Source organism: Sphingobium sp. LMA1-1-1.1 (genome assembly GCF_040676365.1).
In the GTDB taxonomy this organism is placed as follows: Bacteria; Pseudomonadota; Alphaproteobacteria; order Sphingomonadales; family Sphingomonadaceae; genus Sphingobium.
In genome coordinates this window covers 119261-142993 of record NZ_JBEGHS010000045.1, presented here as the reverse complement: position 1 = coordinate 142993, position 23733 = coordinate 119261, and the positions used below count along the sequence as shown (strand labels likewise).

Genomic DNA, 23733 nt, shown 5'->3' with positions numbered 1-23733 from the left:
GATGGGATTGGAAGGTGCGGAGCGGCCGAAGCCGCCCCGCGAGCCGATCATTCGGCGGCGATGAGGTGACGTTCGTCGTCCTCGCCAGCGGCAGGCGTTTCCGACTCGTCGTCGGCACTCAGGAAGTCGGGCAGCGCCGCGCCCTCGGTTTTGCCATCGCCGTCCGCGTCCGGTGCCGGATCGCCGTCGACACCGGCAAGTCGAAGCGGCTCGGGCAGCCAGCCGCTGTCGGCGAGGAGACGCTCGGCCTCCTTGGCCATGTCGCCCTTTTTCATATGGTCGATGAGCTGTGCTGCCCGTTCGCCGGCGCCTTCGCGGACGGCTTCGAGGATGCGCGGCTTGGTGACACGGTTGAGGTAGTTCCCGAAGGTCGGACGCCAGCCGGCTTCGACCAAGTCGAGCCCGGTCGCCCGCGTCAGCCGATCGGCCTGCGCGAGCCTCATATCGAGCGTATGCTGCGACACGCCGCCCGCGCTGTGCGGGTTCGGCCGCTCATAGAGCGCGTTGACCCCATAGCTGACGCAATGCGCCAGTAGCGCCATGCGGCTGGCATCGTTGAGACCAGCGAGCCAGTCCCAGAGGGCGTCGTCGTCCTTCGGGATGTCGGCGGCCCAGGCGTCGTGACGCTCCTGCACGGCGCGGGCGGAAGGGCTGTCCTTCAGCGCTTCGTCCTGAACGGGGAAGAAGATGTGCTTCACCCCCGCTTCCATGGCGCCCGTGTACATGCGGGTCATGAAGTTGTCCGAGACCAACTTGTGGAGAAGCGCCGTCATGGCGATGTGCGGATTCTCCGCCACCGCGTTGCGCAGCGCGAGGGTGCGGTAGGCGGTCAGCTCGACGATGAGGCGTTCGGGCAACGGCTTGATGCTGTCGTCCTCATCGTCCTCTTCCGGTTCCACAGACCGGCCGCCGATAGTGATGACGGCGCGCTGCACCGAGGGGCTCGCGGTGCCATCGGATTTGATGTCCGTCTCCGAGCCTTCCTCACCATCGGTCCGGACTTGAGGCACATCCTCGGGCCGGACGAAGCCGCGATCGACCGAAAGCGATCCGTCGGCGTCGATGCTGACGAAGACGCCGGCGATGGCGATGTCGGCCGGGTCGAAGTGCTCCGGGCGATCGTCGAACGCGGCCAGAGCCGTCTCGATCTCGCCCATACGCTCGTCGACCTCATCGGGCAGCTCGTCGGCGTCCTGATATTCCGCTTCGAGCCTGGCCTGCTCGGCGGTGAGCGCATCAATGGTCGCCTGTTCCTCGGCCGACAGATCGATCGGCGCGCCGGAGACCTCGTGCAGGCCGCGTACCGCGTCGTAGGGGAAGCTGACCGCGACCTCGATCCACTTCCAGCCTTCGGCGGCGATCGCCTCGGCCTCGGCCTTCAATTTCTCGGCGACGAGGCGATCGAGAAGCCCCACGTCCTGCAGCCAGCCGCCATCGTCGGCCTGGAACAGGTCGCGCATGATCACGCCGCCAGCGGCCTCATAGGTGTCGATTCCAAGGAAGACGGCGCGCTTGTCTGAGGCGCGCACCGTGGTCTCGGTCAGCATACGCCGGATCTGATAGGGCTCCTTCGACCAGGCGTCCTTGATCGCGTCCCAGACCTGGGTCTGACGCTCGTGGTCGCCGGACACGGTGAAGGCCATGAGCTGCTCCAGCGTCATGCCATCGTCGGCATAGACGTCGTGCAGCGCGGGCGACACGGTTGCGAGGCGCAGCCGCTGTTTGACCACGTTGACGGACACGAAGAACGCTGCGGCGATCTCCTCCTCGGTCATGCCCTTGGTCAGCATGTCGTGGAAGGCGCGAAACTGATCGAGCGGATGGAGCGGCGCGCGCTCGATGTTCTCGGCGAGCGACACCTCCTCGGGGAGGATGGCGCCGTCGCGATCGCGGACCACGCAGGGGACGGGCGCGACCTTGGCGAGACGCTTCTGCTTCACCAGCAGTTCGAGCGCCTGGAAGCGGCGACCGCCGGCGGGTACCTCAAACATGCCGGTCTCCATGCCCTCGGCGTCAACGACGGGAAAGACGCTGAGACTCTGGATCAGACCGCGACGAGCGATCGAGGCCGCCAAGTCCTCGATCGAGACGCCGGCCTTCACGCGCCGGACGTTGGACTGGCTGAGCACCAGCTTGTTGAAGGGGATGTCGCGCGAGGACGACAGGATGATCTTCTGAACGGCAGTAGCCATCGGGATTTACTCCGCGACGGGCGGCCGAGAAACTCTCTCTCAACCTCCAACCCGTCACGAAGCGAAGCGCCGCCCTCTTCCTCTAAAGGGGGCAGCGCCGCGGACCGGCAAACCAGAAAGGCACGGAAGCGCAAAGCCGGAGACACGGAAAACCGCATCCCCGGCTTCGCGGAAATCAGGCAGCTCGATCGAGCAGCTTCTTGGCCTTGCCCTCCATGTCGAGGCGGGCGTCCTGATGCGGCTTGTCGCGTGCGACGGCAGTGATGCCCTGCACGAAGTCGAAGATGGACTCCGGCGGGCGGCCTTCCTCGGCCAGAACCCTGTCAATGATCTTGCCGGTCTCGGCCTTGGAGAACCCGCGTCGGCGCAGGAAGTCGGTGCGGTCTTCGTCGGTTCTGGCGACGATCCGCTCGCGGGCGGCCTTGATGCCGTTGACGAACGGCAGGGGCGAGGAGTTTGCGAAGTTCAGCAGCGCCGGGGCCGCCTCGTGCGCGAAGCGATTGGCGGCATATTTGCTGTGGCGGATGGTGATTTCCTCGAAAGCCTCCACCCCCCACAAATTGCGATTCTGGCAGACCGCGCGCAGATAGAAGCTCGCCATGCCGAGCGTCTTGGCGCCGACCTCGGAATTCCAGCAATAGAAGCCCCGGAAATAGAGATCGGGCGCGCCGTCCGGCAGTCGGCCGGCCTCAATCGGATTCAGGTCGTCGACCAGGAACAGGAAGACGTCGCGATCAGAGGCGTAGAGCGTGGTCGTATCCTTGGTGATGTCGACGCGCGGATTGTAGATCCCGGTCGACCAGTCGAGCACGCCCGGGACCTTCCAGCGTGTGTCGCCTGTGCCGTTGCCGGCGATGCGCTGCACCGCCTCTACCAGTTCGTGATCGTAGATGCGGCCATAGTCCGGGCCAGTGACGGCGCGCAGCTCGACACGGCCAGTATCGGTTTCGAGCGTCTTGATCTGTTCGGCCCGATTGGAGGCCAGGCCGTATTGCAGGTTGATGCCAGCAAGGGCGGCGGGGAGCTGCCGCAAATAGGCGGCGGGCGCTCCGACCAGGCTGGCGAGTTGTCCGAAGGACCAGTGCGTCGGCGCGATTGGCGCATCCGTGCCCGGCAGGATGAGGGCCAACCGCTCCGAATCGTTGCGGTTCGCCTCGACATGGATGAGCCCGCTCTCCACCACCCGCGTCCGGCTGCGTTCGGTGCGGTCGCGGACCGTGTGGGCCAACTCGGACAAGGAAAGGTAGCGCTCGTCGGCTGGACGCGAGAACCACTCTGACGAGACGCGGCCGACCCGCTCGCCACGGCCGACATCGACCTTGTAACCGCCGCTGGTGTCACGGCGCGCATTGAGGGCCTGCATATTCATGGGACCAATCTCCATGACGGGCGTCAGAGACCTCTTCTCCGACCTTCAACCCGTCACGGGAAACAAGTCCACTCTCTCACTCTCAGCGGGGCGTTGCGGGGCAGCCGCCCCGCAGAAGGGGTCGGTCGAGACCAAAGGCTCGGACGCAGGGGAAGGCTTTCCCCTCCCGGTGCGGATGTACAAGGTGACCCGGTGAGCAGTCGTCGCTGTTGGCTCAGGGGTCCGTTTGAGGCGAACGTGTTTCGTGGAGCGGCAGCCTCTTCTACCTGGCACCTTTCTCCATCCACGAAGAATGATACAATTCCTCGGATAAGAGGTCCTTTGCTCCGAGTTTCCGTATCGTGCCGTCGTTCATGTCCCAACGCCAGATCGCCCATACCGTTTTGACCGCGCGCGGAATTTCGCGCCTGGCAGAGCTGCGCAAAGCAGGTGTAACGGCCGCCACCGTGAGCCGGATGGAACGTGACGGAGAGGTGCTTCGGCTCGCGCGAGGACTTTATCAACTTTCTGATGCACCTCTCGACGTTCACCACAGTCTGGCAGAGGCCGCCAAACGGGTTCCCAAGGGCGTCGTTTGCCTCGTTTCCGCCCTGGCGTTCCACGGGCTAACCGATCAGCTGCCAAGGAAAGTTTGGCTCGCCGTGGGTCAGAAGGACTGGTCTCCGAAACCCGAAGGCACACCCATTCGGCTGGTGCGTTTCACAGATCGTCTCCTGACGGAGGGGGTTGAGACCCACCCTGTCGAGCGGGTGCCCGTGAAGGTTTTCGGCGTCGCAAAGACGATCGCCGATTGCTTCCGATATCGGAACAAGATTGGCCTATCGGTGGCGATCGAAGGCCTGCAGGAAGCGCTTCGTCAGCGCAAGACGACGCCAAGCGAGATTGCCAGCCAAGCTGAACGAGGAACGGTCGCCACGATCATCCGGCCCTATCTCGAGGCATTGACCGCCAATGGCTAAGGAGATCGAGAATATCGGCGCATCAGTCCGCGCCCGCCTGTCGCAGGTCGCCAAAACGAGGCGATGGTGATCCCGTAGGGCACCGACGGGAATTCTTGACCTCGAAGCTAATTAGTCATATATGATCGCTTTATCGATGTTTTTCATCATATATGGACGATTGATATGGGTTCTCCCAAGGCGAAGCCAGCACTGGAACGGCTGGGCCAGGATATCCGCAACGCGCGTCTGCGGCGTGGCATCGCCGTGGCGGATCTCGCCGTGCGTGCGGGAACCTCGCCAAGCTCCATTGCCCGCCTTGAACGGGGTGATCCGGGCGTTGCCATCGGAACGCTTGCCGACGTTCTCGTTGTGCTCGGTCTTCTGGAGCGGCTCGCTGACCTGGTCGATATCCGCAAGGACGATCTGGGGCTGGCGCTGGCAGCCCAGCACGGACCGCGCAGGGGCCGCTCCTTCGCGGCAAGGCTGAAAAAGCAGAAGGCTCAGACGGAGGAGACGCAGGATCGGCAGGACGTTGTGGACCCTGACGGGGCCTCTTTCTGATGGCCGATTTCGTCGCCCGTGTCGCGCTTGGCGAAGGCCGGACACCGGTTGGCCAATTGCGATTCACCCATGCCGGGCCGCGGCAATTCTCGACTTTCGCTTATAATCCCGAATGGGTCGAAAACCCGCGCGCCTTCGCCATACAGCCTGATTTTCCTCTTGAGGCCGGCCCATTTCATACCTCGGGGCAGCCCGGCAACATGCGCGACGCTTTGGCGGGCGTTTTCGCCGATGCGGCTCCGGACAGCTGGGGACGCAGGCTGCTCGAACGCGCCTATGGCAATGGTCTCAACGAGTTCGAGTATCTGACGCTTTCCGACGATACCTGCCGCCAAGGCGCGTTGCGCTTTCTGGATGACAAGGGCGAGGTCATTCGCGGCAAGGCAGCGGACGCCGTTCCGCGTCTTGTCGATCTCGAAACCATCACGGCGATCGCGCGGGCCTATGAGCAAGGCAAGGAAATCTCGCCCGAGGAAATGCAGGCGCTGGCCGGTGCCGGCGGCTCCGGCGGCGCGCGCCCCAAAGCCAATGTCAGGGACGGCGACGCGCTGTGGCTGGCGAAGTTCACCTCCGTCCACGATCAGCAGCCGATCGAGCGCGTCGAGGTCGCAACCCTTCGCTTGGCGGCGGCCTGCGGTATCCGCACGCCCGAGACACGGCTGGAACTGGCGGACGCGCCGTTCCCGGTCGCGCTGATCCAACGGTTCGACCGGCGTGGGGCTGCACGGATTCCCTACATCTCCGCGCGCACCGCACTCGGCAAGACGGGGGTGGAGCTGGGCTCCTATACGGAGATCGTCGATTTCATGCGGTCTTATTCATCCGACCCCATGGCCGACTTTCGCGAGCTCTATCGGCGTCTGATCTTCACGATCCTCGTGTCCAACAAGGACGATCACCTGAAGAACCACGGCTTCCTCTATGTGGGAGCGGGTCAATGGCGGCTGTCGCCGGTATTCGACGTGAACCCGGCGCCGGATCGCAACCCGTATCTCGAGACGGCGATCCTTGAGGGCGGGACTCATGATCGGTCGATCATCCTCGCACTGGAAGCCTGCGAATTTTTCGAGATTTCCGAGGCCGAGGCACGGGAGATCATCCGAACCATGGCGCAGCGCATTTCGGACGGATGGCGGGAAGCCTTCAGGCAGGTTGGCGTCTCTGGCGGGCTCGCACGCGATTATGAGGCTGCTTTCGTCGGCGATGAGATGGAAACAGCGCGCAGAGTTTAATTCATATATGACGATGAATCTCTGATTATCAGTCAAATATGAGTATTTGAGAGGTGTCGGCGTTGCGAATCACGACGGATCGTTGAGATGCGTTTGAAAGCGGGTCGTGAGAATTCAGGAGTGAGCAGCTGCAGGGGGCGAAGCCGCCGCGTGTCGGGCAATCAGATTTAGCTTGAAGGGCTGTGCAGAAAAATGAGCCCCGCAGCGTTCACTACGGGGCTCATCCAAACTCAAGATAGGTACGTTAGGTCCGATCGTGGACCTGGGCGAGCGGGGCAACCCTCTTCGCCGCATCGACGCCCGCCTGTGCGGACTGTTTGGAGGTGTAGACTTCGGAGTGGCACAGGGTTTCGCCGTTGGCACCCTTAAGACGCCAGAAGTACCCGCCTGCGTTCGCGCGAAGGATTTCAAACATGTAGCTGGCCCTCCTTGGGCCGGAAATGAGACCCGTCCGAAGCGCCGGGTCATTGATTTCTGAGGATGGGCCAGCTAGGGTAATGGTGTTCAAGCATGCCTAGCGGGCTTCGGCCCAGGTATTCGGAAATCGGCTGGTTTACGAAACCAGTCGGTTTTCCGTCCATGTTGCCTTCGGGGTGAGATAAGGCCCCCTCGGCGGAAGTTCGTCTGGACTCACCGGCGGAACTTCAGGAAACCGCGTCCCATCCTTTACTTCAGCGATCCGGCCCTGATTGAGGCCGAAGAACGCTGCAATATCGTGATGGCGGTCGCCCCGCTTGATCATTCCGCGAATGAGCGCCGCATCGCGCTCCGTAATTGTGAGGCCACTGGGCTTCGCCCGTGATGCCATGCATTTCTCCTATGTTTCCAACGCCAGACTCTAGCCTGACGTCTCCTATATGAGCGCGATTCGCTTGGCGGTCAATAGCAAATCACATAATTTTATGCCGTAGTCAGTTACGGTTTTATATTCTCTTGACGGCGTAGTGCGCTACGGCTATAAATCGCGTATGACGAAACGAGTGAAAACAGTCGCCCTCGGTCGCTCCGCCGCCCGCCTTCTGGATGTTGCGGAGGTCTTTGCGGGCGTTGGCGTGTCGCGCGAGGAAACGGTGGTTCGCCCTGGCGAACGGCTGCCGGTTATCGGCGTACGTGACCTCCAAGACGGCGCTGTAGCCGCGCGAGAAGCGCTGGACACAGTAGGGTTTTCGTCTCCCTCCAAAGCCGCGACCTATGCGGTGCAGGTCGACGACGTGCTCGTCACGGGGCGCGGCACGCTGCTGAAGTTCGGCCTCGTGGGTGATGAGACAGTAGGGGCTATCGCCAGCGCAAACATCATTGTCGTGCGGCCCGGCCCTGATGTGGCGGGCGGCGCGCTGTTTGCAATCCTGTCCAGCGATGTGTTTCGCCCAAAGATCGAGGTTCTGCGGAGAGGGGCGACGACGCTGCTGTCCCTGTCTCCGAAAGACCTTGCCAAGCTTGAAATCAATCTGCCGTCGCGGAACGAACAGGAGCGCATCGCCGCCCTCGTTAAGGACGCGCAAATCGCCTACCGCACCGCCCTGGAGGCTGCCGAAATCCGCCGCTCACTCGCGCGGCGTCTGATTGACGCTCGTCTGTTTGGCGACAACCAGAACAATTGAGGAAAACATGGCCAAGCTTACACGCACCGAACTGGAAAATCATCTTTGGAAATCCGCCGACATCCTGCGCGGCTCCATCGATAGTTCAGATTACAAGATCTACATCTTTGGCTTTCTGTTCCTGAAGCGGCTGTCTGATCGTTTCGAAGAAGAAGCCAAGGAGGCCATGCGTCAGGGTCTGCCGGAGGATGTCGCCTACAGCGACCCGGACGAGCATGAGTTCTTTCTGGTTGAACGCGCGCGCTGGTCGTCGATCAAAAAGCTGACGACGGGCATTGGCGATCACCTCAACAAGGCATGCGCCGCGATTGAGGACGCCAATCCCTCGATTGAAGGCGTACTGGCCAATATCGACTTCAATTCCGAATCACGCCTTGGCGACGCCAAGAACCGCGAAGGCGTTCTGTCGCGTCTGATTGACCACTTCTCACGCATCGACCTGTCGAATGCCTCGCTGTCTGAGCCGGATATGCTTGGTCGCGCTTATGAATATCTGATCGACAAATTCGCAGATGATGCAGGCAAGAAGGGCGGCGAGTTCTACACCCCACATCACGTCGTGCGGCTGATAGTCGAGTTGCTGGACCCCAAGCCCGGCATGCGCATCAGCGACCCCACATGCGGTTCAGGCGGCATGCTGGTTCAGGTCGCGGAGCATGTGGCGAAGCTTGAAGGCAAGCGGCTCGGTGAAGCACTTAACATCACGCTGCATGGGCAGGAAAAGAACCTTGGCACATGGGCCATCGCCAAAATGAACCTACTGCTGCACGGGCTACGCGATGCGCGTATTGAAAAGGGCGATACGATCCGCAATCCGCGCCTGCTCGATCAGGACGGCAACCTCTTCCTTTATGACCGCGTGATCGCCAATCCGCCCTTTTCGCTGGATAGCTGGGGCGCGGAGGATGTGTCAGGCGACACGGAGAAGAAGGGGCATAACCGCTTCATCTACGGTATTCCTCCTAAGAACATGGGCGATCTGGCCTTCGTTCAGCACATGGTGGCGACACTCAACGCCACGGGTGTGTGTGGCGTGGTAATGCCGCATGGGGTGCTGTTCCGCGGCTCGGGCGACGGCCGCATTCGCGAGGCGATGCTGAAAGCCGATCTGTTCGAGGCGATCATCGGCCTGCCGGAAAATCTGTTCGCCGGTACTGGCATCCCCGCAACTGTTTTGATCCTCAACAAGGCGAAGGCACCTGAGCGTAAAGGCAAGGTGCTGTTCATCCACGGTGCGAAGAAGTTTGAGGAGCGGCCCAAAAAGAACATCTTGGGTGAAGGCGATATCAGGGACATCCATAACGCCTTCCGCGCCTGGGGAGATGAGGACCGCTTTTGCCGTGTAGTGGATATGAAAGAAATCGAGGAGAACGATTTCAACCTCAACATCTCCCGCTACATCGACACGCTTGAACCGGAAAAGCCGATCGACGTGAAAGCTGAGCTTGGCAAACTCTGGGCGGCCGAGCAGGCACGCGACGAAGCCGCCGCGCGCATGAACGCCCTTCTCAAGGAGATGGGCTATGTCGGGTAATAGCCACTGGCCCCCGGTGAAAATAAGCGACCTCATAAGGGAAAGCCGAATTAAGGGAGGAAACGGCAGCAATGCCAGGAAGCTGACAATTCGACTTTATGGGCGCGGCATCGTTGCAAGTTCGGATCGTGGCGGAAGCGAAGCGACCAATTACTATGTCCGCAAAGCGGGCCAGTTTGCCTATAGCAAGCTTGATTGCTTAAATGGCGCATTCGGGATCATTCCGCCACATCTAGACGGATATGAAACAACGCTTGATCTGCCAACGTTCGACTTTGTCGGAGATGTGGACCCGTCTTGGTTCCTAAAGACGGTCGCACGTCCTAGCTTCTATGGGCGTTTCAAGTTCGCTGCGATTGGCTCGCGGAAAGCGAACCGTGTACCGACAGAAGAGTTTCTTGCTACTCGCCTAAGCCTTCCGCCGCTTGCTGAACAGCGCGCGATTGCCACAGTATTGGGTGCGACTGAGGGAACTATCGCCAAATCAGAGGCACTAATTGCGGCGCTCCTCGATGCCAAGCACGCCACCATGCGCGAATTGCTGACGCATGGCATTCGGCGCGAGAAGGCACCAATGAAGCCCTTACCGTCACGCTGGGTACTTGGACGAGTAGCCGAGGGGATCACGCATATCCCGGCAGATTGGGACCTCGTGACGCTGACGAAGGTAGCCAAGCTCGAAAGCGGCCACACTCCAAGTCGAGATAAGCCAGACTACTGGAATGGTGAAATCCCTTGGTTGTCGCTCGCAGACACCGAGGCTCTTGACGCGCTCGAAGTGGACCAGACCTCGGAATGCGTCACTGCTAAGGGGATTGCCAATTCCTCGGCGCGCGTCCTGCCCAAAGACACTGTGGTGTTCTCCCGGACGGCAACGGTAGGCAAGGCCTCGCGTATGAAGCGCCCAATGGCGACCAGCCAGGATTTTGCGAACTGGGTCTGCGGGCCAACTCTTGTACCGGCCTATCTCGTTCAGGTTTTCCGCCACATGGAACGCGAGTGGGATCGACTTCAGGAAGGCAGTACGCACCAGACCATTTACATGCCGGTCTTTAAGAAGCTGCAGATCTTGCTGCCCCCGACGACTGAGCAACAAAAGATCGCGGATGTCGGCGAAGCATTTGACATGCGGATCGCGAAAGAGCGTGAGACCCGCAAGGCGCTGGTCGAAAACCGGGATGCGTTAGCTCAGGAACTGCTCTCAGGGCGCATTCGCCTCCCGGAAAGCATCATTGTGCGGCATCGTGACAAAGCCGAGCAAGCTGCATGAACGAAACCAGTGAACAGCTTGAGCGCGAATGGGTAGAGGAGCCGGCGACGGACCTTCTGCGGGTGCTGTTCGACTATAAGCCCTTGTCACCAGACGACGTGCGACGATTGCGCGACGGTCTGGCGACCGAGCCGGTTTTGACGGTTCGCCTTGCCGAATGCCTGACGCGCCTCAATCCGTGGCTCGGCGAGGACGGCGTCCGCCGCGCTGTTGCGGCTGTAACACGCGTTACAGCCGTCGATGTCATGGAAGCCAACGAGAGCGCCTATACGGCTCTCACCTACGGCGTGACGGCCCCCCACACGGAAGGCGGCAGACGACAGGACCGCAATGTTCGGTTTTTTGACTTCGACAATCCATACGCCAACATGTTCGAGTTCGCCCGCCAAGTCGCGATCAAGGGGGCTCGTCAGGACATCATCCCCGATATCGTCGTTTACGTGAACGGTCTCCCGCTCGCAGTAATTGAATGTAAATCGCCATCACTGGCCGACCCGATGGGCGAGGCGATCCGTCAGTTCCGGCGCTACGAAAGCCGGGATGAATTCGCCGGACTTGGCGCTCCACGCTTGTTCGAGACGGCGCAGATTTCCATCGCACTGGCGCGCGACGTGGCGAAATACGGGACGACGCTGACCCCCGCTCGCCAATGGGCTGAGTGGAAAGACCCATATCCGCTCACGCTCGATGCGCTTGCGGCGCAATTGGGTCGAACACCAACCGGACAAGACATCTTGCTTGCCGGGCTTCTCGCCCCGGCCAATATGCTCGATCTCATCCGCAACTTCGTGATGTTCGAGACTATCGACGGACGGCGCATCAAGAAGCTGGCGCGCTATCAGCAGTTCGTTGCCGTCGGCAAGGCGATTGAACGCATCCGGACCGCACCCAATCCACAACGCCGTGGCGGCGTTATCCACCATACCCAAGGCTCCGGTAAGTCGCTGACGATGGTGTTTCTTGCGACCAAGCTGCGCCGCCTTCCCGAGGCTGAAAATCCGACGATTGTCATCGTTACGGATAGAACCGACCTTGATGACCAGATCACCGGGCAATTCCAGCGCTCAGGATTCGCCAACCCCATCCAGGCCGAAAGCGGAGACGCGCTGCGCAACGCTCTGTCGGGCGGCGCTGGAACGACTGTTCTGACCACCGTCCACAAGTTTCACAGCGCTGTGCCGAAACGCTCTTCGGTAATTTCCAAAGCGCGGAACGTCTTCGTCATGGTCGATGAAGCGCACCGGACGCAATATGGCGCGCTTGCCGCTCGGATGCGGGCAGGGCTTCCCAGTGCCTGCATGATCGCCTTCACCGGCACGCCCATCGACAAAAAGGACCGCAGCACCCGTGAGGTCTTCGGCGACTATCTGCACCGCTACCTGATCGACCAGGCTGTGAAGGATGGAGCGACCGTCCCGATCTATTACGAGATGCGCGACGCACAACTACGGATCGACGGCCGCGATCTCGAACGGGATATTCGGGCCACGTTCCCTGAACTGTCGAACGAAGAGATTGAGAAGCTGAAGCGCGGCATGCGGCTTCAGGAGAAGCTTGCCGGAGCTCAAGTTCGTGTTGAGGCCATCGCCATAGATATCCTTGCGCACTATCGAAGCACGATCGAACCGAATGGTTTCAAAGCCCAAATAGTGACGGTCAGCCGAGACGTCGCCGTGACCTACGTCGAAGCTTTGCGGCAGTTCGGTGCGCCAGAATGCGCGCTGATCATGTCTGCATCCAACAACGACAGCGCCCGGTTGCAAGCCCATCACCTGTCCAAACGCGACCGCGACACCATGATTGGCCGGTTCAAGAAGCGTGACGATCCGCTGAAAATCTTGGTCGTGTGCGATATGCTGCTCACCGGTTTTGACGCGCCGGTAGAGCAGGTTCTGTATCTTGATGCCCCTCTGCGAGAGCATACGCTTTTGCAGGCCATCGCCCGCGTAAACCGGACCGCTGACGGTAAGACCTATGGGTTGGTCGTTGACTATTGGGGCGACAATCGACGCATTTCCGATGCCTTGGATATGTTCTCGGACGAAGACGGCATAGCCAGTGCGCTTCGTCCACTGTCGGAGAAAGTCCAGCTTCTTGAAAGTCGGCACCGGGCCGCCATTCGACTCTTCGAAGGTATTGGCCGCGAGGACGATACGACGTGCGTCGAGCTGCTGCGCCCCGACGACATCCGCGCCAAATTCGAACTCGACTTCCTACGCTTTGCCGAAGCCATGGACATGGTCTTGCCTGATCCCAAGGCATTGGAAGAACCCTATCCGTCCGACCTGAAGTGGCTATCGCGCATTCGCGTTCTCGCCCGCCGCGCCTATCACGAGGAGCCATTTGACCCGAAAGACTACGGCGCGAAGGTGGGCGAGATTATCACCAGCCACCTCTTGGTGACGGGTGTCGAACAGCTGCTGGTGAAGTTCGATATTCTCGACCCCGCGTTCCGTCCGCATCTGGAAAGCCTCAGGTCGAGCGATGCCAAGGCAGCAGAGATCGAGCACGCCATCCGCCAGGAGATCCACGTCCACCGCGACGAGAACCCCACGGCTTACGCCTCGCTTTGGGAACAGTTGGAGCGGATCGTCAATGATAGGCGGGAAGCTCGCGTGTCCGCTGCCAGCGCCTTGACCCAGCTTGAAGCAATGGTCGGGCAAGCCGCAGATATTCGCTCGGGCTCGGCGGGCAGAGGCGACGGCCTTACCGGAACGGCTGCCGCCATCCTGCCCTTCATTGACGCAGACCTACCAGACCCCGAACGCTCCCGGAGCGCTGCCGGTATCACCAAGGCGCTTGAGGAATATGCCGAGGTTGTCGACTGGCATCAAAAGGAGGACGTCCAGCGACAGATGCGCCGATCCATCAAGGAGCAATTGCGCAACTTGGGACTGGATGCGCACAAGGTTGAAGCCACGACGGCAAAGATCATGGATGTCGCCCGGGCGAGATATGCGGGATGACGGACGCGGCTCAGCATTCCATCGTTTTTGGCGGCGAAACGTTTGCGTTCCTAATCGAGCGGACGGCGCGCCGGAAAACCGTGGCGATATCTGTTGGCTTCGACGGAGTGCGCGTCCTCGCACCGTCGGACTTAGACGATGACCGCGTCCTCGGCATCGTTCGCAAGAAAGGCGCTTGGCTGCTTCGCAAACAGGCGGCGTACCGCGAACTTGGGGGGCAGCCGGTCGCCAAGGAATTTGTGAGTGGCGAAACCTTTCACTACCTCGGCCGGCAATATCGCCTGAAGCTCATTCCCGACGAAACCGCCGTCACGACCCGGATTGCTGCGAGGGGTTCAACCCTTGTCGCTCCGGTACTGCCGAATGGCCATGAATCCATTCGGCGCGCCGCTGTCCGCAGCGGGCTCAGGCACTGGTACCGAGCACACGCGATCCAGCATTTTCCTGCCCGTGCGCGAATGATTGCAGAGACGCTTGGCATTCCAACACCGACCGTCAATGTCGTTGACCAGTCCAAACGCTGGGGAAGTTGCGATTCACGGGGACGCATCCGCCTCAACTGGCGCTTGGTGATGGCTCCGATGCCGCTGGTCGACTACGTTATTGCACACGAGGCTTGTCACGTTCTTGAGCACAATCATTCACGGCGATTTTGGCGGTCGTTGGAAACGATCATGCCGGACTACGAGGATCGCCTAAGAAGACTTGATAGAATGGGGCACCAGTTCATTTGGTGATTTTTGTATGAGCGATATAAAACTCTTTCGCACGGACAGTGCTTCGGTCACAGAGCTTCGCGGCAGCGCGGTCGCGCTAGAGAAGTCGTTGCAGACCCTTATTGAACGCAACATGGAAGCGTTCCTCGGTGTGCGGTTTCTTGCATCGGAGTTTCCGACGACGAACGGCGGACGCATGGATTCGCTGGGCATCGACGAGAATGGTTCGCCAGTGATCGTCGAGTACAAACGGGCCAGCAATGAGAACGTCATCAACCAAGGCTTATTTTACCTCGACTGGCTGATGGATCACCGCCGTGATTTCGAATGGCTTGTTCTGGAGCGCTTCGGCGCCGAAGAGGCGAAGGCCGTCGATTGGACGACGCCCCGGCTGATCTGCATCGCGGGTGATTTCACAAAATACGATGCTCATGCGGTCAACCAGATGAACCGAAATATCGCGCTGGTTCGCTATCGCCGCTTTGGTGACGAACTCTTGCTGTTCGAACTGCTGACCTCGGCATCGGAGCGGCCTGCGCGCGAGATCTCTGCCAGCGTGAACGACCAAGGCGAGCCTACGGCAACGCGACCTCGGTCACGCCAGAAAACTGTTACGCAGTACCTCGCGGATGCTGACCAGGGCCTTGTCGATCTCTACGAGGCAACGAAGGCGTACCTGCTGGCGCTGGGCGATGATGTCGAGTTGAAGACTCTGGACAACTATGTCGCCTTCCGCCGCCTGAAGAACTTTGCGTGCGTCGAGGTCAAGCCGCAGATCAGGCACCTTAAAGTTTTCGTCAAGGTCGATCCGGCGACCATTCAACTTGAGCCGGGTTTTACCCGCGACGTGCGCAATATCGGTCACTTCGGCACTGGCGACCTTGAAATCATCATCACTGACGTCGCCACGTTGGACAAAGCTAAACCTCTGATGGATCGCAGCTATGACGGGGCGTGATGCTGGAAATTAAGGCTATAAACGAATATTGCCGGCCGGTGGCGGCGTTTCTCGGCATGGCGAGTGGCGCCTTGGCCGCCGCCGTCCCCGAGGGCTGGACCTAGGGCACGCGGCCGGCCTCCAGCTCAGAGATGATCGTGCTGGTGATATCGTCGTAGAGGCTCGTCCGGTCGGAGCCGGTACGCGCGCGAGCGGTGTTTCTGAACATCGCGGATCTCCGCGACGGGCGCCGGAGGGCTCTCCTCCAGCCCTCAACCAGTCACGGCAAAGCCGATCCGCACTCTCACTCTATGGGGGCGTTGCGGGGTGTCCCCGCAGAAGGGGTCGGCCGAGACCACGGCTCGGCCGCAGGGGAAGGCATTCCCCGTTGCGAACGGCCGGATTATCGTGGGACTGGATTTCAGCGTGCAGCGGCCATTGAGGACGTTGCGCTGTCCAGTAGCCATATGGAGTGCGCGGGTTTCTGAGGCCGTCGATCGCTCTGCAGGCCTGACACGGATCAGTGGGGTGGCTCGGTGACAGCCCCAGGAAGAGGATCGCACTGGCCCCAGAAGCGCGTGCCAGCCCGGACATAGCGGATGAGATCGGCAGGTCTCAGTCTCAGATGCTCGCTCGGCAGCGTGGGTCCGGGAAGCAAATCGAGATAGTCGCCTGCCTCGTTGGACCAAAGAGCGGGTGCGATCGCCCGGAGCTTCTCGCAGGCAGGCCCCTCGCCATGGCGGACGACATTGGCGGCGACGAACATCTCAAGAAGGTCAGGCCCAACGTTGTCGCTGCCGAGGTCGACCTCGGCAATCTCAGCGCAGGCCAGCAGTTGCTCTTTGAAGCCGCGCAGCATCGGCGCATCATCAGGCCTCTTCGCACGCGCCCAGATGCTGAGCTGGCGTTCGAAAATGGCGGCCATTGTGAGAACGAAGGACTTGGCGGCCTCATTTGCCGTGTAGTTGTCGACCTGCGCTGCGGCGCGGTCGAGAAACTGCTCTAGCGATTGCGCCTCGCCGGTCGCAAGGGTTGGATGAGCGGTCAGCGCGTCCATACCGGGCCAGATCACCCGGTCGAAGAAGCGCGACAGGTTAGCTTGGAAAATCCGTGGAAGCTGCTCGGCCGGCGTCATCACGATTGCCATCTCCGCACGGGAAAGCCGAACCGTTTCCAGCAGATGGCAGCGAGGTCCATGACCGTGACCGGTTGCACATTGAACACGCCCTGGACATCGGTCGCGTGCTGCCCCCCAAAGATCGAATTGGAGACCAGCTTGCCCTGGTCTTCCGTGCAGAGAAGGTCGTAGCCGTAGGCATAGTGCGTTGCGGCAATGTCGAAATCTGCCCAATCGGCCATCAACTTCCGCAACGCCTTCAAGAAGGCGTCGCGAGTCGCGTGAATACGCGGTACGACCGCTTCAGCTCCGATGCCGTTGCGCCAGAGATAGCGATCGAGCGTGATGTTGTTCAGTGCGGCAGCCTGGGCGTAGCGCTGATTGAGGGCCGCAAGCCCGTGCGCTTGCGAGAGCTGCGTCCCGAAATCCTGCAAGGCACGCAGCGGATATTCATTGAAGTGGCGGATGAAGGCGCTCATCCGGTCTTGGCGCTCACCGATCTCGTAAAGCTCATCGACGGCCCAGTCGCCTTGATCGAAATCCGGAAGCGCGCCGTAGCCGATGCGCGGCCCGTGCATCACGCGAAAGCCGGTCGCGAGCGCAAGGCGGATGATGTCCTGCCGGATTGGAGGGATGTCGGGCCGCGGCGCCTTTTTGCCGACGGCGAGCAACAGATCCACGCGATCGGTGTTCTGCAAGCTTTCCGCGGCGAACGCCGCTTCGGGAATGCCGGCGCGGATCCGGCCTTTCCGGATGCAGCGTTGAATGTACCACCATGCCACACGGCGCTTCTTCGACAGCAACCGATCCCTGCTGAGCGGCCGCCACTTTTCAAGGAGCTTGCCGATCTGCGGATTGGCGATGGTGCTGTAGGTGTTCGTGTCGAAGGTGACAGATATCGGCGTCTTCATAAGCAGCGGCTTTCGGGCGTTTCTAGCTAGCGTCGGCGTGGCGGCGCAGCTTGATGTCGTGGAGTGCGGAGAAAGGGGCTCGCGGTGGTGGCATCTGATCAAACCTCCCGCTGAGTCTGGCTGGGCGTCTCGGTCACGATCGGGAGTTCGGTTTGTTCGGTAGAAGCGGCCGCCATTTTTGCCTCAAGGCGTGCCGCCTTCTCAGGCGTGTCAATAAACTGCGACAGCACCGGGCGCGGACCGAAAACATTCCGGACGATGATTTGGATTTCCTTGTCCTGTCGGCGCACTTCCGTGGTGATGGTAGGCACGAGCGCGGCATGGGCCCGTATCAGCTCGTCGCTCGATCGATCACGGGCGATCGTCATGCGATAGGAAAACTGCGCAATCGTCCGATTGAGCTGCCGCACCTTCCGGCTGTCGGATATGTCGCGATGACGCGATACCACGTTCACCGGTCCGCGCTTGCTGGAGCCGCGCACGAGCATGTGCGCGGAAACCGGGAAGATCAGCTCGACGTCGCCTGAATGCTGGTAAGGCGTCCGCGCGTGCAGCGTTTGGCGTGGATCGTAGCTGCAGACGGGATTGTCCGAGGTGATGAAAGGCGTGCTCGTCTTGTTGTGCAGCACTTCAAAACCGAGCCGGAAGCAGAGATCTCCGAAATCCTTGAACTCACCCTGCATCGCCAACAGCGTCTCGTGAGGGTTGATGCCGACGGGCACGGTGTCGAACTGACCGGCGTAGCGCTCCATTTCCGGTGGAAGCGCGCCGATCTCTTCGGCGACCTTGTGTTGGCTGCGGAGCTTAGCTTCGATCATCAAGGCATGTCGGTCGCGCGTGGCCGGGACGCGGGCACGCATGATCGTTTGCATGCCGAGGACATTGAAGGAAATGGCGGGCGACAATCGTCGTGCCTCCAGCGCCCTGATCGTCTCCGGCCACACGGTTTCGATGGTGTTCCAGAAGTCCTCGAAACGGTGGGTTTCCTGCCCTCCCTCGGGGAGCTTCTGGGAATAATAGTCTCGCTCGAACCCGATCGACCGCGGTTTCATCAGAAGCGGATTTTCAGGTGCTTCGCAAAGATAGACCCGAATGCGGTCGTCTTCGGCAGCAAAGCCATCCATATAAACAGCTGAGATGAAGTGATGCCGGCGATTGTTGCGGTTGGTATTGCCGCCCGAGGGATTGATGAGGCTGAACGGCCGCACGTCGCCATCGACGGGAACGGCCCCCCAAAGGCCGAAATATGTGGGCGCCTTCGTCATCTTCTAGACCGTCCACAAATCATCGGGGCCGAGATAGCTCAGGTCGAGCTGAGCTACATTCTGGGCCACATTCGCCCGCACGAGACCGCGGGCATTCGGGTTGAGCGGATGCTGTAGCTGGCCGATCGCACGCCCGTCGGGCGCCAGCACCAGCGGCTGTCCGTTGCTATGAAAGAGGCTGACTGGCGTCCCGGGAGGGACCGGTGCGGCGAACCACTGGACGTTTCCAAGGTAATCCCGCCGCGCCCAGGTCCGGTTATCCGAGGGGGCAAACTCCTGAATGAATTCGAGCCATATCGCCCGTGTCTCGGCCGTTGGCCAATTGGGTTGCGCCGACCAGACCGCGAGGCCGGGCGAGCGCAGCCAGGCGCGTAATTCCGCGCCGGTCGTGAAGGTGGCGGCGGTGTCGGTAACGGCTTTGATGGCCGCCAGCCGTGAATTGAAGCCCGCCTGGATCAGGATTGAAGCGGAGCGGTTCATAGTACCCGTTTCGACGGCCGGCACTGCCAAGCCCAACTCGTGATCTTCCAACGCCAATTCGAACACACCGGCGACATCGCCATTGGCGGCGGCACGGACGCGCAAGGCCTCCATGGCCCAAGGAAGGCGATAAACCAGGCCGCCTTCGATAAACTGCAACGTCTCGGCTTCCTGTCCAGCGACGATCGCGGCCAGCGGCTGTCCGAGCAGCCAGCATCTGAGGATGTCGCGCCAATTTGCCGGGAATGGATCCGGCTCAAATGGGTAGAAGGCGAACACGCGCTCGGCGATGCCGGTGATCGCAGCGATTGCCGCCTCATGGTCCGCCGCCGCGAGGGCCGCGTTGGCCTGTATGAGAAGATCGTTTGCCGCGGGTGCAATTGCGTCCAGCGCGTGCCCGGCTTCGAGGCCGAGACCGGCCAAAAAGTAGCCGCGTCGTCTAGCGGCGGTCGAGTTCGCCCATATGAAGCGGGTCCGGGTGAGCAGCGTGGTGCGATATGCCGCCCGCACTGCATCGTTCATGCGGAGCAGGCGACGCTGCCAGAGCGAAGATTGCAGGATATTGTCGAGCGCGGCCTCGATCTGGTCATCGGGCACGTCGGCCTCGCCGATGAGACTGAGAATGGCGGTGTCGAGCGTCGCCATATGACGCTCCCACTCTTTCAGCGCCAGCTTGCGCTTTTCGACCTTCTCGCCGGCGACCTCAGGGAAGGTCCACGCCGCGGCATTGTTGACGACATAGTCGATCAACTGGTCGAGGTTGCCGCCAAGACGCGCGTGCATGCGGTTGAGCAAAGACCAGATGAGTTGGATGAGCCCGCTTTCCATCTCGCGGGCGCCGAGATCTTCGATCAGCTCGACCCATTCGCCGTGCTTCTTGTTCTTGGCGTCCTCAAAGATGGGATAGAGGACAAGGCCTTCGACATCGACGTAGGCCCGGCCGGCGCGGCCGATGACGTTCTTGAATTCGGAGACCTTGATCTTCTCGCCGTGCCGGTAGAGCGAGTGCATGACGACGGCGGTCGCCGACAGATTGAGGCCCTGCGCCAGGGTCGGCGATGAGATCGTGACCTTGAGCACGCCGTCACGCAGGAGACGCTCGACCTCCTTGCGATAGGCGGTCGGCAAAGCTCCATGATGAAGCGCCACGCCAAGTCGCAGGCATTTCAGGATGTCGCTGTGCGGGCCGAGCCATTCTTCACCGAGCGCGATGGTGGTCTGCAGCGTGGCCGGGTCGACCGTGAGCAGGGACGCGAGCGCGCCGCGCGAGTGCAAGTCGACGATGACCTTGGCAAATGGTTCGACACTGCGCCGTTCTGGGCAGTAGATCAGAACGGTCTGGCCGTCGCCTACGAGGCGCCAGGCGGTGGCAAGGGTCAATTCCTGCTGGTTATCCGGGAAGAGCTTGGTGCGAAGTCTCTTCGGCGGCACGAACAGCGGTGGCGCCGCGCCGGTGAGGAACCGGGGCACAAAGGGCCTTTCCTCGCCGACGCGAAGACTAAGGCGCGCCGTCGGCGAGTTCCAGGTCACTTCACCGAAGCGCAGGCGCGTCGGACGCCAGTCGTGCTTGATAGGGCCGCCGGGCTGATCGCGGCGCAGCCACGCCGAGAAGTCCTCCATTTGATCGCCGTCGGGAAGAATCGCCGATAGGCAGACGATGCGGCGCTGATCGGCGTCCGGGCGACGCAGGAGGCGCTGAATCTGAACTTCGTATCGAACTTCGCGCTCGCCGGGCCCGATCATATGGCCCTCGTCGAACACGAGCAGGCCGACATCGTCGAGCAGCGACGGGTCGTTCCTCAAGGCAAAGTCGAGCTTTTCGGGGGTCGCGACGACGATGTCACGCTCGCGGATGGCATCCTCGTCGAAACCAGACACCCCAATGCTGCCATAGAGGGCGGAGATGGTCTTGCCGAGCGGCCCGAACGTGCGCTGGAGCGTGGTTTCCGTCTGCGCAGACAGGGCGCGAAGCGGGGTCACGAACATGACCCGCCGTCCGCCTGCCAAACATCTCAGAATGGACAATTCGGCGATGCGGGTCTTGCCGGCGCTGGTCGGCAGCGAGACGACGAGATTGTCGGTCTGATCGACAGCACGCGACGCCGCCTCGGCCTGCGAAGGCCAGAGGTCGATCTCAGCCCTCGGGCGGCGAGCGAGCAAGGCGATGAAGAGCTCGCGAAGGCTCGGCCATGAAGCTGCAGCTCCGCCGGCGGGGAGCAGCGGAACCTTTTCGTGGAAGGTGTTCGACCAGAGATCGGAAAGCAGATGAATGGCGACCCGATGCGCCCACCATTGTGGCAGAAGGTTCAATTCCGCGCAGATGTCGAGACTTTCGCGAAGCTGGGCGATCGCCCTGTCAAGAAGCGCACGCTCGCCGCGATCCAGCGCCAGAAGGAACATCGCGAAGGCGCCGTAAAAGGTGTCCGTCAGCGCCAGATCCAGGCCTTCGAAGAGAAAGTCCTGACCATCACGGTCCTCCGCATCGGCGGCCGGCTCGGCGAGGCGCTGCTGAAAGAGCGCGGCAATGGTTGCGTCAGAGCCTCGGCCGTCCAGACGGAAGGCGTACACTCGCGCCCTTAGCTCGGTGATGTCTCGGCGCATCAACAGCGCGAGTACCTGCTCGATCGGGGAAAAATTCTCCTCGGCCGCGACGACCGCGAGGAGTGAATAGGCTCGAGCTGATAGATGCGCGAGGTGATAGCTTGCGGCCGCCATGACGAAATGGAAGTCGCGATCCGCCTCGGCCCGATTGCCTTTGGCGATAACTGCTTCGAGCGCGGTTGCCGCCTGCTCGAATGCGATACGTGCCTGGTTTGGATCGCCGCCAAGTTCGAGGAGGCGCAGCCCCAGCCCAAGCAAGCCATAGGCGTAACTATGGAGATCGAAGCTGAGCTGGGGCGAGAAGGCGGGGGCGTCAGGAGGTAAAACACCGTCACGCCAGATCATGGCGCGCGCTTGGCCCCGCGCGATAAGTCTGCCGCGAAAGCCAGCCGTCGCCGCGTCCGTGATGGCGGCTATGATCGCTTCAGGGTTGGTTGGCATTGGCGATGACCTGAGCGTAGACGGCCCCGACGAAGGCGGCATGGCCGTCTACGTGTAGGCCGATGCCCCATTGTCCGATCGGACCGGGATAGGCCTGCAGAGCCTGTGTCAGCAGTGCCTGCGGGGAGTTTCCTGAGAAGGTGAAGAGGAGATGCTTGACGCTCTCGGGTGGAATGCCGTGCCGATAAAGGGCATCGTCGATCGCGTCGACGAGCGGCATATCCGTGCCCAGTTCCATCAGTCTGGCCGAGATGTAGGATAGAGAATGCGACGATGGCAGGCCGCCATCCTTGTCGAGGCCTGTACGCGCCTCTTCAAGTGTCTTGGTGCGAAGCGCGGCGCGGCTCTTCGCTTCCGTTTTGAGGAAGCGAAGGCGTTGTGTCGCCGGGTCGAGGATCATCCCGATGACGTCATCGCCGCGCATCGCCATGTCGCGGTGATCTCCCCAACGTAGCCGTTTGATGGGCGCGCGATAGCCGCTGTGCGCGTTGATCCATTCGGTGGCGTAGATCTCGCCGAGGTCACCAGACCGTATCTGAGGAGTCTGCGGCAGGAGGTCGGTGATCATCTTTGCCGCCCCGGCTTTGCCCAATCGTGCCAGCGCTCTCGCGATCCGTTCTTCAGCGGCGTAGTGAGTGGGCACGGCGGTAGCCGTCACCTGGATGCCGGTCGGAGCATCCGCCGGACGGCCGGTCATGACCCGGACATGATGATTGCCGAGCGGCGTGTCCGCGGCGTCGCACCAATCGTTGAATTGTACCATGCGCCTCCTCCTCAGGCCGGGAAGAGGTCGCGAACACGAAGGAAGGGCATGCCGGTTTCGGCTGCTCTGCGCACCTTGCGTTCCAGAACATGGTTGAGGGGTATCTCGCGATCGAGCATCTCGTAGAGGTCGAGCCCGTCCATACTGATGACGCGCTTGCCGCGTCCGAAGGCGGCAAGGCCATCATCGGTGAAACCGCTATTGCTCACGAACAGACCGCGGGTCCATGCGGCCTTCTGTTCGATCTTGCCGTGGAAGGTGTGCAGCTCGGCCACGCCGATCGGCTGGCCGTGCCATTTGGCCTCAAGGAGATAGATCTCGCTTCCGAGCTGGAAGCTGCCGTCGATCTGCTCGCCGCGCAGGCGAAAGGGCTCCTGGGCGGCAAGGCCGAAGGCGTCGAACAGGCCTTTGAGAAATGCCTCGAATGCGTAGCCACGCGCATGTGGCGCGAGCGCGGTGACCTGAAGCAGATCCGCCTTGATCTTGTTGATCGCCTGTCGATCGACAGCGGCAGGCTGCGGGTTCGTTGCGGCGCGTTGGGGCGAGACGCCGCCAGAGAGGCGGTTGATCAGTCCCTGATAGTGCGTCTCGGCATTGGCGACGGGGTCGGTGGCACCGGAGCGGGCGAGATATTCGCTGCGATGTTCCCAGAGCGCCGTCAGGGCGCGGACGGCGGTCGAATCGTCGCAACTCTGCAAGAAATAGCGCAGGCGCTTGCCCTTTGATTTGCCGTTTACCGCGTATTTCGGATCGTCGATGTTGATCTTGAGCTCGGATGCAAAGAAGTCCGCGAAGCTGGGATCGGAAAAATCCAGCACGAAGCCAGAGCCTCGGAC

20 protein-coding genes are annotated in these 23733 nt (G+C 61.3%); 10 read left to right on the top strand and 10 right to left on the bottom strand.

The genetic code is table 11. The features are described 5' to 3' along the window. Window positions 1-47: 47 nt before the first annotated feature. Together MRBLMA1_RS17350 and MRBLMA1_RS17345 are read right to left on the bottom strand one after the other, a co-directional pair. Window positions 48-2192, bottom strand: coding sequence for a ParB/RepB/Spo0J family partition protein (locus tag MRBLMA1_RS17350; protein WP_363738457.1), 2145 nt, complete (start codon window positions 2190-2192; stop codon window positions 48-50). Between the two features lie 175 nt (window positions 2193-2367). Further along, a complete protein-coding gene (locus tag MRBLMA1_RS17345; RefSeq protein ID WP_363738455.1) occupies window positions 2368-3561 on the bottom strand; it encodes a DUF932 domain-containing protein in 1194 nt (397 codons plus the stop codon). Window positions 3562-3574: 13 nt separating this feature from the next. Here MRBLMA1_RS17345 and MRBLMA1_RS17340 point away from each other — a divergent pair, with 13 nt between their 5' ends. The 4 genes from MRBLMA1_RS17340 (at window position 3575) to MRBLMA1_RS17325 (ending at window position 6295) form a co-directional block, all read left to right on the top strand. Continuing rightward, a complete protein-coding gene (locus MRBLMA1_RS17340) occupies window positions 3575-3757 on the top strand; it encodes a hypothetical protein (RefSeq protein WP_363738453.1) in 183 nt (60 codons plus the stop codon). A 157-nt stretch (window positions 3758-3914) separates the two neighbouring features. After that, entirely contained in the window at window positions 3915-4520 is a 606-nt protein-coding gene (locus MRBLMA1_RS17335) for a type IV toxin-antitoxin system AbiEi family antitoxin domain-containing protein (RefSeq protein ID WP_363738451.1), read from the top strand. A 165-nt stretch (window positions 4521-4685) separates the two neighbouring features. Further along, window positions 4686-5063 (top strand): helix-turn-helix domain-containing protein, encoded by a 378-nt coding sequence (locus MRBLMA1_RS17330; protein WP_363738449.1) that lies wholly within the window; start codon window positions 4686-4688, stop codon window positions 5061-5063. Continuing rightward, window positions 5063-6295: a type II toxin-antitoxin system HipA family toxin gene (locus MRBLMA1_RS17325; RefSeq protein ID WP_363738447.1), complete on the top strand. Its 1233-nt coding sequence runs from the start codon at window positions 5063-5065 to the stop codon at window positions 6293-6295. Before MRBLMA1_RS17330 ends, MRBLMA1_RS17325 begins: the two co-directional genes overlap by 1 nt. A 244-nt stretch (window positions 6296-6539) precedes the next feature. Here the strand turns inward: MRBLMA1_RS17325 and MRBLMA1_RS17320 are convergent, their stop codons facing one another. Continuing rightward, on the bottom strand, window positions 6540-6710 hold the full coding sequence (locus MRBLMA1_RS17320) for a YegP family protein (protein WP_082143912.1): 171 nt from the start codon (window positions 6708-6710) through the stop codon (window positions 6540-6542). Between the two features lie 138 nt (window positions 6711-6848). Beyond that, window positions 6849-7103 (bottom strand): hypothetical protein, encoded by a 255-nt coding sequence (locus tag MRBLMA1_RS17315; RefSeq protein ID WP_153206834.1) that lies wholly within the window; start codon window positions 7101-7103, stop codon window positions 6849-6851. A gap of 172 nt (window positions 7104-7275) precedes the next feature. On the opposite strand from MRBLMA1_RS17315, the gene MRBLMA1_RS17310 reads away from it, so the two are divergent. The 6 genes from MRBLMA1_RS17310 to MRBLMA1_RS17285 are packed head-to-tail and all read left to right on the top strand — an operon-like array spanning window position 7276 to window position 15340. Then, the gene (locus MRBLMA1_RS17310) at window positions 7276-7896 is read left to right on the top strand and encodes a restriction endonuclease subunit S (protein WP_211101586.1); all 621 of its coding nucleotides are present in this window, start codon (window positions 7276-7278) and stop codon (window positions 7894-7896) included. A 7-nt stretch (window positions 7897-7903) separates the two neighbouring features. Further along, complete coding sequence (locus MRBLMA1_RS17305; protein WP_363738444.1) at window positions 7904-9430, top strand: type I restriction-modification system subunit M; 1527 nt, start codon at window positions 7904-7906, stop codon at window positions 9428-9430. Further along, window positions 9420-10700 (top strand): restriction endonuclease subunit S, encoded by a 1281-nt coding sequence (locus MRBLMA1_RS17300; protein ID WP_363738442.1) that lies wholly within the window; start codon window positions 9420-9422, stop codon window positions 10698-10700. The genes MRBLMA1_RS17305 and MRBLMA1_RS17300 overlap by 11 nt, the downstream gene beginning before the upstream one ends. Continuing rightward, the gene (locus MRBLMA1_RS17295) at window positions 10697-13666 is read left to right on the top strand and encodes a type I restriction endonuclease subunit R (protein WP_363738439.1); all 2970 of its coding nucleotides are present in this window, start codon (window positions 10697-10699) and stop codon (window positions 13664-13666) included. The genes MRBLMA1_RS17300 and MRBLMA1_RS17295 overlap by 4 nt, the downstream gene beginning before the upstream one ends. Further along, window positions 13663-14403 (top strand): M48 family metallopeptidase, encoded by a 741-nt coding sequence (locus MRBLMA1_RS17290; protein WP_363738437.1) that lies wholly within the window; start codon window positions 13663-13665, stop codon window positions 14401-14403. Before MRBLMA1_RS17295 ends, MRBLMA1_RS17290 begins: the two co-directional genes overlap by 4 nt. A gap of 7 nt (window positions 14404-14410) precedes the next feature. After that, a complete protein-coding gene (locus MRBLMA1_RS17285; protein ID WP_363738436.1) occupies window positions 14411-15340 on the top strand; it encodes a DUF5655 domain-containing protein in 930 nt (309 codons plus the stop codon). Window positions 15341-15839: 499 nt separating this feature from the next. On the opposite strand, the gene MRBLMA1_RS17275 is transcribed toward MRBLMA1_RS17285, so the two are convergent. From MRBLMA1_RS17275 to MRBLMA1_RS17250, 6 genes are all read right to left on the bottom strand, one after another. Next, complete coding sequence (locus MRBLMA1_RS17275; RefSeq protein WP_363738434.1) at window positions 15840-16466, bottom strand: hypothetical protein; 627 nt, start codon at window positions 16464-16466, stop codon at window positions 15840-15842. Then, window positions 16454-17347 (bottom strand): hypothetical protein, encoded by an 894-nt coding sequence (locus tag MRBLMA1_RS17270; protein ID WP_363738433.1) that lies wholly within the window; start codon window positions 17345-17347, stop codon window positions 16454-16456. The genes MRBLMA1_RS17275 and MRBLMA1_RS17270 overlap by 13 nt, the downstream gene beginning before the upstream one ends. Window positions 17348-17445: 98 nt before the next feature. Then, on the bottom strand, window positions 17446-18612 hold the full coding sequence (locus tag MRBLMA1_RS17265; RefSeq protein ID WP_363738431.1) for a DUF4238 domain-containing protein: 1167 nt from the start codon (window positions 18610-18612) through the stop codon (window positions 17446-17448). Between the two features lie 3 nt (window positions 18613-18615). Continuing rightward, entirely contained in the window at window positions 18616-22038 is a 3423-nt protein-coding gene (locus tag MRBLMA1_RS17260) for a DEAD/DEAH box helicase (RefSeq protein ID WP_363738429.1), read from the bottom strand. 79 nt (window positions 22039-22117) lie between these two features. After that, entirely contained in the window at window positions 22118-22897 is a 780-nt protein-coding gene (locus MRBLMA1_RS17255; RefSeq protein ID WP_075822018.1) for a Hachiman antiphage defense system protein HamA, read from the bottom strand. Window positions 22898-22908: 11 nt separating this feature from the next. Then, window positions 22909-23715, bottom strand: a complete 807-nt coding sequence (locus MRBLMA1_RS17250; protein WP_363738427.1) for a restriction endonuclease — start codon at window positions 23713-23715, stop codon at window positions 22909-22911. Window positions 23716-23733 lie beyond the last annotated feature (18 nt).